9 protein-coding genes and 1 pseudogene are annotated in these 12,045 nt (G+C 62.2%); 7 read left to right on the top strand and 3 right to left on the bottom strand.

Annotated elements, in window-relative coordinates:
- Positions 1–43: 43 nt before the first annotated feature.
- A complete protein-coding gene (locus PH547_RS23325) occupies positions 44–1,309 on the top strand; it encodes an ABC transporter substrate-binding protein (protein WP_283047575.1) in 1,266 nt (421 codons plus the stop codon).
- Between the two features lie 67 nt (positions 1,310–1,376).
- Here the strand turns inward: PH547_RS23325 and PH547_RS23320 are convergent, their stop codons facing one another.
- Positions 1,377–2,360 carry a substrate-binding domain-containing protein gene (locus PH547_RS23320; RefSeq protein WP_285169608.1) on the bottom strand — a complete coding sequence of 328 codons (984 nt, stop codon included), beginning with the start codon at positions 2,358–2,360 and terminating at the stop codon, positions 1,377–1,379.
- Positions 2,361–2,475: 115 nt separating this feature from the next.
- Positions 2,476–3,378 carry a LysR family transcriptional regulator gene (locus tag PH547_RS23315; protein WP_285169565.1) on the bottom strand — a complete coding sequence of 301 codons (903 nt, stop codon included), beginning with the start codon at positions 3,376–3,378 and terminating at the stop codon, positions 2,476–2,478.
- A 136-nt stretch (positions 3,379–3,514) separates the two neighbouring features.
- On the opposite strand from PH547_RS23315, the gene PH547_RS23310 reads away from it, so the two are divergent.
- The 6 genes and pseudogenes from PH547_RS23310 to PH547_RS23285 all read left to right on the top strand — a co-directional run bounded on the left by PH547_RS23310 (position 3,515) and on the right by PH547_RS23285 (position 10,274).
- Positions 3,515–4,687 carry an HlyD family secretion protein gene (locus PH547_RS23310; protein WP_285169564.1) on the top strand — a complete coding sequence of 391 codons (1,173 nt, stop codon included), beginning with the start codon at positions 3,515–3,517 and terminating at the stop codon, positions 4,685–4,687.
- Positions 4,688–4,795: 108 nt separating this feature from the next.
- Positions 4,796–6,412 carry an MDR family MFS transporter gene (locus tag PH547_RS23305; RefSeq protein WP_104824433.1) on the top strand — a complete coding sequence of 539 codons (1,617 nt, stop codon included), beginning with the start codon at positions 4,796–4,798 and terminating at the stop codon, positions 6,410–6,412.
- Between the two features lie 96 nt (positions 6,413–6,508).
- The gene (locus PH547_RS23300) at positions 6,509–7,801 is read left to right on the top strand and encodes an adenylate/guanylate cyclase domain-containing protein (protein ID WP_285169563.1); all 1,293 of its coding nucleotides are present in this window, start codon (positions 6,509–6,511) and stop codon (positions 7,799–7,801) included.
- A gap of 109 nt (positions 7,802–7,910) precedes the next feature.
- Positions 7,911–8,057 (top strand): annotated as a pseudogene (locus PH547_RS23295) (SDR family NAD(P)-dependent oxidoreductase); the annotation flags it as partial.
- 288 nt (positions 8,058–8,345) lie between these two features.
- Complete coding sequence (locus tag PH547_RS23290) at positions 8,346–9,200, top strand: helix-turn-helix domain-containing protein (protein ID WP_245463900.1); 855 nt, start codon at positions 8,346–8,348, stop codon at positions 9,198–9,200.
- A 153-nt stretch (positions 9,201–9,353) separates the two neighbouring features.
- A complete protein-coding gene (locus PH547_RS23285) occupies positions 9,354–10,274 on the top strand; it encodes an SMP-30/gluconolactonase/LRE family protein (protein ID WP_104824436.1) in 921 nt (306 codons plus the stop codon).
- 120 nt (positions 10,275–10,394) lie between these two features.
- On the opposite strand, the gene PH547_RS23280 is transcribed toward PH547_RS23285, so the two are convergent.
- Positions 10,395–11,981, bottom strand: a complete 1,587-nt coding sequence (locus PH547_RS23280) for an aldehyde dehydrogenase (NADP(+)) (protein WP_104824437.1) — start codon at positions 11,979–11,981, stop codon at positions 10,395–10,397.
- Positions 11,982–12,045: the final 64 nt, after the last annotated feature.

Here is a 12,045-nt window from a genome sequence, read left to right as displayed (position 1 = left end):
CGCTTACACTTTTCGGCATCATGCTCGAACAGGAGAACGAGCGATGAAGCATATCACCCAGATTCTCGCCGCCGCGGCCATTTCGATGGTCGTGACGGTCCCGGCCTATGCCGAGACGACCTTGACGGTTCACTATCCGATGCCCGGCTTCTTCAAGAACGTGATGGACACGATCTCGAAGAAGTTCATGGAGGAAAATCCCGACATCAAGATCCAGTTCGCTGCTCCTTCGGCCACCTATGAAGAAGGGATTCAGACCATCCTGCGCCAGGCCGGCACGAGCGAGATGCCCGATGTCACCTTCATCGGCCTCAACCGCCTGCGCATGATGGACGAGCGCAACGTCGCCGTAGATCTCGGCCCCCTCGTCAAGAAAGAGGGCAACATGGCCGAGCAGGGCTTCTCGGACACGATCCTGAAGCTCGCCCAGGTCAAGGGCAAGCAGGTCGGCCTCGCCTTCGCAACGTCGAACCCGATCATGTACTACAACGCCGACCTGGTGAAGGCTGCCGGTGGTAACCCGGACAACCCGCCGAAGACCTGGGATGAAGTCATCGCGCTTGCCGGCAAGATCAAGGCGCTCGGCAACGGCGTCGACGGCATGGACTTCCGCTGGCAGGGCGACGACTGGATGTTCTCCGCCCTCCTCTTCGGCGCCGGCGGCAAGATGCTGAGCGACGACGAAACCAAGGTCGCCTTCAACGGTCCGGAAGGCCAGAAGGCCGTCGATCTGATCGCGCGCTTCGTCAAGGAAGGCGGCATGCCGGTCTTCACCAAGCCTGCCGGCGAACAGGCCTTCGCCGCCGGCAAGGTCGGCTTCGAATTCCAGACGACCGGTGCACTCGTCAACACCATCAAGAATGTCGGCGCCAAGTTCGACCTGCGCACCGCCAAGATCCCGCTGATCGACCCGGTCAACGGTCGCCTGCCGACCGGCGGCAACGCCGTCGTCATCCTGACCCATGACCCCGTCAAGGAAGAAGCTGCCTGGAAGTTCGCCAAGTTCGCGGCCGGCCCCTATGGCGCCTCGGTCGTCGTTCCCGGCACCGGCTATGTTCCGAACAACGAACTCGCCGCCAAGTCGCCGGATTACCTTGGCGACTTCTACAAGAAGAACCCGCTGTTCCAGGCAGGCCTCAGCCAGATGTCGGTCATGATCCCCTGGTATGCCTTCCCGGGCGCCAACGGCGTCAAGGTCACCCAGACGATCGTCGACAACCTGTCGCGCATCGTCGACGGCTCGGCTGCGCCGAAGGAAGCGCTTGATGACGCCGCTTCCGACGTCGAAGGCATGCTGCCGCGTAGCTGATATTCGATCTGATCGCAAAAGCCGCGCCGCTTCTCTTCGGAGAGGCGGCGTTTTTATTTGCGGCATGCTACGGAATGGCGTTGAGATCGCGGACCGTTCCACCGGGTCGTAACCGATAAGCCACGGTCAGGTGGCGCGGCGGCGCGGCATTCTCCGCCATGTCGAGCAGCAAAGAGGCTGCTGCGGCTCCCATGGTCCCGTCCGGAATTTCGACCGTCGTCAGGGAAACCTCTCCTAGAAAGCCGAGGGAAATCCCGTCGAAGCCGGCGACCGACATATCGCGCGGGATCGAAAGGCCCTGGCGCCGAAGAGCCCCCATGACGCCGAGCGCCAGCAGATCATTGGAGGCGATGATCGCCGTCGGGCCAAACCGCGAAACCGCATCCGAAAGATCGAGCTGTTCCAGGCTATTCACGAAGGAAATCTCCAGGGCATCCAGGGGCCGCTGCCGCGCCGCCTCCATCGCCCTGACATAGCCGAGATAGCGCAGCCTCGCCCGATCCGATGCCGAAAAATGGCCTGATATGAACAGGATGCGGCGGTGCCCCTTGTGCAGGAGATGCTCGGTCAGGTCCCGGCCCGCACCGAAATTATCGGTCGCAACGGCGGCGGTAAAGCGGGCGGTCGGCGGATTGCCGAGCAGCACGGTCGGCGGCAGGGCAGATGACAGGACGAGGCTGCGTTCAGGATCGCAGAGCGTGAGGATGAGACCGGTCGGCTGCTGCTGGAGAAGCGATGCGACGGCATCGGCTTCTTGTGCCGGATCATAATTCGATTGCGCGATCAGCACGCTATGCCCGGCATGCAAAGCCCTGTTCTGGATGCTCGAAAGCGATGCCGCAAAGACGGGATTGGTGATGCTGGGGATGAGCACGCCGATCGCCGGCCGGCCATTGCCGCTGCGGCTGCCGGGGCGATAGCCAAGCTCCGCCGCCGCGCGGCGCACGCGCCGCACCATTTCGTCGCTGACCGGGCCGTTGCGATTCATCACCCGGCTGGCGGTCGCAACCGAACAACCGGCGCGAAAAGCGACTTGCTGGAGCGTCGACATGATCTCACGCACCTCCGGCTTCACCTCCGGCAGCATCGAGAATAGCATCGGCCTACGGGAGTAGCCGGCTATTATCCGAGGTCCGTGACAGTTATTTGAAGGATTTTTATCTCCCTCAGCTCATCCATTTCCGATGTTCGACAAAGCGCTCCGCGACGAGATCGATGAAGATCCGCGTTTTTGTCGGCAGGTAAGTGCGGTTTGGATAGATGGCGTTGATTGAGAATTCCGCCGGCTTGTAGTCCGGCAGCATCCGCACCAGCGCGCCGGAGGCCAGATCGTCCATGATGAGAAAGCTGGGTGCCAGGAATACCCCCTGTCCGTTCAGCGCCATATAGCGCAGGGTCTCGGCACTGGTGGTCACGATATTGCCGCCGACCTTCACATCAACCTGTTTCTCGGTCTCGGTGAAAAAACGCCAGTCGTCGCCATAGGGGTAATAGGAGTAGCGCAGGCAATTGTGGCTCGCGAGATCGGCGGGTTCCGTCACGGCGGGATGCGTCCGGGGATAATCCGGTGAGCAGACCAGCACATGCCGCCAGGGCGTCAATCGCCGTGCCACCAGGCTGGAATCGGGCGGCATCGTCGTGCGGATGGCAAGGTCATAGCCCTCCTCGATCAGGTCGATCATCCGCTCGCCGATGCTCAGGTCGACCGTCACGGAAGGGTACAGGCTCAGATACTCGTTGATGACGGGCGACAAGAAGCGGGTAATATGCGTGCTGGTATAGAGTTTCAGCGTGCCGCGCGGCGTCGAGGTTGCGGCACCCGCAGCACTGTCGGCCTCCTCCAGATCGGCGAGAATCTGGCTCGACCGCTCGTAATAGAGCTTGCCGGTTTCGGTGAGACTGACTTTGCGCGTCGTGCGGTTCAGCAGCCGGACGCCGAGCCGATCCTCCAATGATTGTATATGGTTGCCGACCATGGTGACCGACATGTTGAGGCGTCGCGCGGCTGCCGAAAACCCACCGCATTCCACCACGCGACCAAACACCTGGAGGCTCGTCAGCCTGTCCATATCGACCCTCGATTATCCGCTCTGAGTTGATGATCCTTCCCGATTTAAGCACATTATCACGCGACACGTCAGGGCGCATTCTCCAGCCATCGAAACACCGGCCTTCGCACAGAGGTCGAGATCATGGAGAGAAACAATGGTTGAGTTGCCTCGCAAGGAGCAGTTCCAGACCGTCCTGGAAGCAGATGTCAAAACCCCCGCCGTCGCCGAGGCGCCGGCCACTGGAACTCCCGCAGCTGAAACTCCGAAGTCCAAATCGGGCGGCAAGATAGTCAAGCGCACGATCATCGCCGCCGCATTGCTGGCCGGCGCCGCCTTCACCGGCGACTATGGCTATCATTACTGGACGACGGGCCGCTTCATCGAATCGACCGACGACGCCTATGTGAAGGCCGACTACACCACCATCGCTCCGAAGATTTCCGGGTATATCGCCGAGGTGCTGGTCAACGACAACGATCACGTCAAGGCCGGCCAGGTGCTGGCGCGCGTCGACAACCGCGACTATCGCGCAGCGCTGACCCAGGCTCAGGCCGACGTCAAGGCCGCCGGGGCCGCCATCACCAATCTCGACGCGCAGATCGCCCTGCAGCAATCCGTCATCGACCAGGCCAAGGCTACCATCGTTGCCTCCCAGGCTTCATTGACCTTCGCCGAAGCCGATGCCCAGCGCTCGCAAAACCTGATCCGCAACGGCGCGGGTACGACCCAGCGCGCCGAGCAGAGCCAGTCTGCCCGAGACCAGGCCGCAGCCAACCTTCAGCGCGACCAGGCCGCCCTCGTCGCCGAGCAGAAGAAGATTGCGGTGCTTCAGACCCAGCATGATCAGGCCGTCGCCCAGCGCGATCGAAGCGCCGCAGCCGCCCATCAGGCCGAGCTCAATCTTTCCTATACCGAGATCGTCGCTCCCGTGGACGGCACCGTCGGCGCCCGCACGCTGCGTGTCGGTCAGTTCGTCACCGCGGGCACGCAGTTGATGGCGGTCGTGCCGCTCAACGCGGTCTATGTGGTCGCCAATTTCAAGGAAACGCAACTGACCTACGTCCGCCCCGGCCAGCCGGTCGACATCAAGGTCGACAGCTTCCCGGATGCCGCCATTAAGGGCCATGTAGACAGCGTATCGCCGGCAAGCGGCCTCGAATTCTCGCTGCTGCCTCCGGACAACGCGACCGGCAACTTCACCAAGATCGTCCAGCGCATTCCCGTGAAGATTACGCTCGACGATGCAAGCCTTGCCGGCCTGCTGCGCTCCGGCATGTCGGTCGAACCCGAGATCGACACCAAGGCGGCCGTACAGAGCCGGCACTGAGGCGAGGGATTATCCAACCAGACTGGATGATCCTTCCCTTCCTTCCTCGATTATCACTCGGACCTCCCCGTGAGACTGTCTCTCTCAAAGAGCCAGAGGAGAAACGTCATGGCTACGCTTCAGATCGCCACAAACAGCAATTCCTCCGCAAAGCCCGTCCCCACAGCAGGCGGTGCTGCCACCATGAGCCCGCTGAAGATGTGGACCGCCGTCATCGGCTCCACGCTCGGCGCCTTCATGGCGGTGCTGAACATCCAGATCGTCAACGCTTCGCTCGCCGACATCCAGGGAGCGATCGGCGCCGGCACGGACGACGGCGGTTGGATTTCGACGTCCTACCTGATCGCCGAGATCGTCGTCATCCCCCTGACTGGCTGGCTCGCCCGCGTCTTCTCGGTGCGCACCTATCTGCTGGTCAACGCCGTCCTGTTCCTTGTCTTTTCAGTTGCCTGCGCCTTCGCCGCCAATTTGCAGCAGATGATCATCCTGCGCGCCATTCAGGGCTTCTCCGGCGGCGTGCTGATCCCGATGGCCTTCACCATCATCATCACCCTTTTGCCCAAGGCCAAGCAGCCGATCGGCCTTGCCCTCTTCGCGCTGTCGGCCACCTTCGCTCCGGCCATCGGCCCGACCATCGGCGGCTATCTCACCGAAAACTGGGGCTGGGAGTATATCTTTTACGTCAACCTCGTCCCCGGCGCGATCATGGTCGGCATGCTCTGGGCTTCGCTCGACCGTGCACCGATGAACCTCGGCCTGCTCGCCAAGGGCGACTGGCCCGGCATCGTCACCATGGCGATCGGCCTCGCTTCGCTGCAGACCGTATTGGAAGAAGGCAACAAGGATGATTGGTTCGGCTCGCCCTTCATCGTCCGCCTGTCTGTCATCGCCGCAGTTTCGCTGACCCTTTTCCTGATCATCGAACTGCGCGCCGCCCATCCGCTCCTCAACCTGCGCCTGCTGGTACGCCGCAACTTCGGCTTCGGCATCGTCGCCAACTTCCTGCTCGGCATCGCGCTTTATGGCTCGGTCTTCATCCTGCCGATCTATCTGACCCGCATCCAGGGCTACAATTCCGAGCAGATCGGCATGGTTCTCGCCTGGACCGGTATCCCGCAGCTCCTCTTGATCCCGCTGGTCCCGCGCCTGATGAAGCGTATCGACCTGCGCATCATGATCGTCGTCGGCTTCGCCCTCTTCGCCACCTCGAACTTCATGAACATCTACATGACCGCGGACTATGCCAGCGACCAGCTTTTCTGGCCGAACATCGTCCGCGCCATCGGCCAGGCCCTCGTCTTCACGCCGCTGTCGGCCATCGCCACCTCGGGCATCGAAAAGGAAAATGCCGGTTCCGCCTCTTCGCTCTTCAACATGATGCGCAATCTCGGCGGCGCCGTCGGCATTGCCATGCTGCAGACCTTCGCCCAGAAGCGTGAACAGTTCCATTCGAACATCCTGACGGACTCGGTCACGGTTTTCGACGAAGCCACCCGCGCCCGCATCGCACGACTGACCGCCTATTTCATGAATCACGGCGTCTCCGATGTTGCCACCGCCCAGCACAAGGCCATCGTCGCCGTCGCGCTGCGCCTGCGGCAACAGGCCAATATCATGGCCTACAGCGACACCTTCTACCTGCTCGGCATCGCGCTCGTCGCTGCGCTCATCGCCAGCCTTTTACTCAAGAAACCCGGCCATATCGAAGGCGGTGGCGCTCACTAGAGCAATTCCAGGAAAAGTGCGCAGCGGTTTTCCGTCCGGAATTGCGAAAAAACAAAAAGACGGAGCACCCCCTCCCTCGCCTCAGGAGACACGATCATGACCACCGTCAAAACCCGCCAGTCAGTACCTTCATTGTCTGATCTTCTCGATATCGAACATCCCGTCTCCGAGCGGGGCACCATCAGCCCGGCCGCGATCCTCGCTCTCATCGAATGGCTCTCAAGCGACGAGGCCCATGCGCTGGATGAGGCCGGCCTGACCTTCGGCCTTGGCCGCCGCCTGAGAAGCCTCGGCCTTCCGGTCGACCGGCTGAGCTTGCACCTCATGACCCTGCATCCGGAAATCATGGGCCGCTCTGTCGCCTGGTCGCCGAACGAACCCGTACAGATCCGTGACCGCGAGCACGGAGCCATCACCCAGATATTCCTGCACAGTGCTTTGTGGAAGGCCATGAACACCCGCGATATCGTCATCGCCGGCCGGGGCGACGATCACGATCAATGGGAACAGCTCGACACATTCGCCGGCCGTGGTCTGGTCGAACTGATGATCGTTCCGCTCTGCAATGCCGACGGCCCGGTCAGCGCCGCCTCTTTCGCCACCAAACGTCCGGGCGGTTTCACATCCCCAGAACGGCAAGTGATCGAACGCATCATGCCGTCGCTGCGCAATGCCTGCGAGCTCCGGACGCTGCGGCAGGTTGAGCTCAGCCTGCTCGATATCTATATCGGTCCGATGACGGCGCAGCGCATCCTCGCCGGCCACATCCGCAAGGGCGAGATCGAGACCATGGAGGCCGCACTCATGCTCTGCGATCTGCGCGGCTTTACCGAGCTTTCCAACCGCCTGCCCGGCGAACGCGTGATGGAGCTGCTGAACGTCTATTTCGACGCCGTCGTGCCGGCAATCGCTCGCGAAGGCGGCGAAGTCCTGAAATTCATGGGCGATGCCGTTCTCGCCGTTTTCCCCGGCTATGACGCAACCCGCTCCAGCGATGCCGCGCTCGCCGCCGCCAAAGCCATCCTCGCCCGCCTCGAAACGCTGTCTTTCCCCGATGCCCGCCTGCAAGCCGGCATCGCGCTGCACTACGGCGAAGTCAGCTACGGCAATATCGGCTCCGGCCGCCGCCTGGATTTCACCGTCATCGGCCCCGACGTCAATCTCGTCAGCAGGATACAGGGCGTATGCAGCGATAGCGGCCAGCCGCTACTAATGTCGCAGGATTTTGCGAAGAAGCTCAGCGATCAACAGAGCATCTCGATCGGCAGCCGAGCACTCAAGGGATTCGAAGAAGAGATCGAGCTGTTTGCGCCGGATTTAATCTCGCCCGCCAAGGGCGAGATTGGCTCCGCATTTGCCGCCATCATCACCAATACTGACCTATCCTAGAGCGCTACATGCTGCGCATTCCGCCGGATCGCCTGCGGCGGCTGCCCCGTCTCCGAGCGGAAAGCGCGGCTTCGGCAAGCTGTTCCACGGACAGAGGCGTGCGCAGATTGCGCTTGCCGGTTTTGACCAGGGCGAATTTGCGACCGTGCCTGCCCTTCCCGAGATCGCACAATGGAATGCCTACGAAAACGCTCGCCAGGCCATGATGCCCAATCTGTCGCGTACCAAACCGGCAGACCGCTACAAGATCGCCTAAGCGACTGAAAAACCTCGCACTACGAAGCCAAGCGTGCCAGCATCCCCTTACGTGAGGCGCTGGCATCGGCGCTATATTAGCAATTGTATATTTACATCACATCTGGACTCAATTTGCTGCTTTCGCTCCATACTATCTAGGATAGTGCTCCAAAAATTGGTAATCGTCACTGGCATCGGTCTCGGAGGGGCCGGCTGTTGTGAGGCTTGGGGCGTAGCAACGATGCATCATGGTGCGGGGTCCGAAGACTATTTCAGGCTGAGCGCGCCAGCGTGTGCGCTGGAAGCCGTGCTATGCAAAAACGGAATTACTCTGGACTGTCCCGAGACGGCTGGCGGCCGTGCCGATGAAGCCGGTTTCGTGCTTGGCTTGCAGCGTCAGGAGCCGGCGCTGGACCGGGTGAAGCTCGGCGAATACTTCGTTCCGGTCATTCCCTTCCCGCAGGGTACGATCGGGCTCGCCAGCCTGATCCTCGATCCGCCCGGTAAGATGCGACGCGAGGAAACCACCAATATCTATCTATCGCGCCGAACCTTCGACCAGATCGCCGACACGCTCGGCACCGAGCGCATCGTCGAACTTCCGCTCGCGCCGGGCATTGCCACCGGCGACACCGTTATCGAAAACCTGTTTTCCTGCCTGATCCCGGCCCTCGAACAGCCGGACCGGACGAGCGCATTGTTCATCGATCACGTCGGCAAGGCCTTCAATGCCCATATCGCCCAGCGCTACGGTCGCATGCAGATGGCGCGACCCGCCGTGATCGGCGGCCTGACGCCCTGGCAGTTGCGCCGCGCCCGCGACACGATCAATGCCCGGCTGGATCAGGATGTGTCTCTGGCCCAGCTTGCCAGCGACTGCGGCCTCTCCACCAGTCATTTCGCCCGCGCTTTCGCCCGCAGCACCGGCATCCCGCCGCATCGCTGGGTGATGCAGCGCCGTGTCGATCGCGCCAAGGAACTGATGCGAACGGGAATGCCGCTGGCCGAAATCGCGCTGATGTGCGGTTTTTCGGATCAAAGCCACCTCACACGCGTCTTTTCGCATTCCGTTGGCCTCACGCCGGGGCGATGGCGGGAATCGCAGATATCAGCCGCTTTCGATATGGCCCCGATCGCGTTGAGAGAAGCCGACCCCTGCTGATCATCAGCAATCTGCGACATCTAGGCCCTTGATCTTTGCTGCACCGCAGCAGATCGTCGACAGGCACCCAAACAGACGAAAATGCTGTCATCAAGCAATGTCATCATCGTCTCGCAACCATCAGCAGATCCGACCCTTTGAAAGGATGCTCTCATGTCTGAAGCAGAAGCACGGACGCCTGCCGCTTCCTCCGGAAAGGCCGAACGGCTCTTTTTCCTCGATATCAATGACGGACGAATTCTCTCCTCCGCCATTGACGGAACCGATCTCAAGCTGATCATCCAACGCCCGGGCCGCAGCCCGGACGGCGTTCTTGTCGACAGCGAAAACGGCTGGCTCTACTGGACGGAAATGGGCACCGACTACAATGCCCATGACGGCTCGATCGAGCGCATCGACCTCGACGGCAGCAATCACGTGACGCTGATTGCGCCGGGCGGCACGCTGGTAACGCCGAAGCAGATCCAGATCGATCGCGAGGGTGGCAAGCTCTATTGGTGCGACCGCGAGGGCATGCGGGTGATGCGCGCCAATATCGACGGCTCCGACATCGAAACCCTTGTCCAGAACGGCGACGGCCCCGCCGACAGTGCTGATATTGAGCGCTGGTGCGTCGGCCTCGCCCTCGACCTGCCGCGCGGGCAGGTATACTGGACGCAGAAGGGACCGCCGGATGCCGGTCTCGGACGCATCTTCCGCGCCGGCATCAATATTCCTGAGGGCGAGACGGCAACGAGCCGCAGCGATATCGAGACCTTGCTCGACAAGCTGCCGGAACCGATCGACCTCGAACTCGATCTCGCTACGCGCACTATCTACTGGACCGACCGAGGCAATCTTCCGCGCGGCAATACCGTCAACCGCGCCAACATGGACAAGGTCGCCGCCACATCTGAAGTCGTCCTCGAAGGCCTGGACGAAGGCATCGGCCTGTCGCTCGACCTACCGAACAACCGCATGTTCTTCACCGACATCGGCGGCAATCTCTATTCGGCAAGCCTGGATGGTTCGGGTGAGCGCGAGTTGCTGCACCACGCCGGCTCGTTCACCGGGATTGTTTACGCGGTGGTTTGAGTTTCAACTGGTTTTGGGTCCGAGGATTGCCCCTCACCCCAGCCTTCTCCCCGCAAGCGGGGAGAAGGTGGCCGCCCTTCGATAAAAACTCAGGAGGCCGGATGAGGGGCTTCTCAGCACTCAATTACCGCCGCGAACGCCATCCAGCAGGTGCGGCAGGCTTTTCACGCCTTCATTCCGCAGCTCCACCGGCAACAAGCCTTCCGGCAGGTCCTGATAGGATACCGGGCGCAGGAAGCGGCGGATGGCGAGCGTGCCGACCGAGGTCGTGCGGCTATCCGAGGTCGCCGGGAATGGGCCGCCATGCACCATGGCATGGCTGACTTCGACGCCGGTCGGCCAGCCATTGGCGAGGATGCGCCCGACTTTGCGCTCCAGCACCGGCAGCAGCTTGGCGGCGATGGCATAGTCGTCGGCATCGACCTGCAGCGTCGCGGTCAACTGGCCTTCGAGCTTTTCGGCAATCGCAATCATCTGGTCGATGTCCTTGCAGCGGACCAGCAGGCCGCTGGCGCCAAAGACTTCATGGCCAAGCCGGTCGTCGGCCAGGAAATGCTCGACATCCGTTTCGAAAAAGGCACCAGGGCTGCGGTTGACGCCTTCTGCCGGAGCGCCGCGCGCGACGGTCTTCACGGCCTCATGGCCGGCAAGTGCTGCAACACCATTGTCGAAAGCGGCATGAATGCCAGGCGTCAGCATCGGCGCCGGGGCCGAACCGGTGAGTGCTGCACTTGCCGTGGCGATGAAGCGATCGAGATCGGGACCGTCAATGGCAAACAGCAGACCCGGATTGGTGCAGAATTGACCGGCTCCAAGCGTCAGCGAACCGATGAACGCATTGCCGATCGCCTCCGCACGGGCTGCAAGAGCTGCCGGGAACAGGAAGACGGGGTTGACGCTGCTCATTTCGGCGTAAACCGGGATCGGCTCGGGCCGAGCCGCCGCGATTGCGCCAAGCGCCACACCGCCGCCGCGCGAGCCGGTGAAGCCGACCGCCTTGATATGCGGATGGCGGACCAGTGCCGCGCCGGTCTCGTTCGCGCCGGTCAGGAGCGAGAAGGTGCCTTCCGGTAGACCGCAGGCAACGACGGCGGCGCGGATGGCGCGACCAACCAGTTCGCCGGTGCCCGGATGGGCAAGATGGCCCTTGACGACGACAGGACAACCGGCCGCCAGCGCCGAAGCGGTATCACCACCGGCAACCGAGAAGGCGAGCGGGAAATTGCTGGCGCCGAAGACGGCGACGGGGCCGAGCGGAATCTGACGCAGGCGCAGATCCGGACGCGGCAGCGGCTTGCGTTCCGGCAACGCCGGATCGACACGCAGATCGAGCCATTCGCCCGAACGAACCACTTGCGCGAACAGCCGGAGCTGGCCGACGGTGCGGGCGCGCTCGCCCTGCAGGCGGGCAGCCGGCAGGCCGGTTTCTTCGGTGGCGCGCTCGATCAGCGCATCGCCGATCTCCATGATATTGGTCGCGATCGTTTCCAGGAAGGTCGCGCGGGCCTCAAGGCTGGTAGCACGATAGGTATCGAATGCCCGGCCTGCCAGCTCGCAGGCGCGGGCGACGTCCGCCTCGCTGGCGATTGCGAAGGCTGGCTCCAGGTTCGCGCCGGTCGCCGGGTTGATGGCGCGCACGGATTTGTTGTCGCCGGTCGAATCCGCGCCGATCAGCAAATCGCCGCTAATCACAAAAGACTGTGTCATGGGTATTCCTTGATGATGCCAGGGCGTTGGGAGGTGCGCCCCTCAGAAGCAGATAGCAAGATGA

This window comes from Rhizobium cerradonense (genome assembly GCF_030182455.1).
GTDB lineage: Bacteria > Pseudomonadota > Alphaproteobacteria > Rhizobiales > Rhizobiaceae > Rhizobium.
The sequence above is the reverse complement of the archived record's forward strand: the minus strand, read 5'-3'. Positions and strand labels throughout refer to the sequence as shown.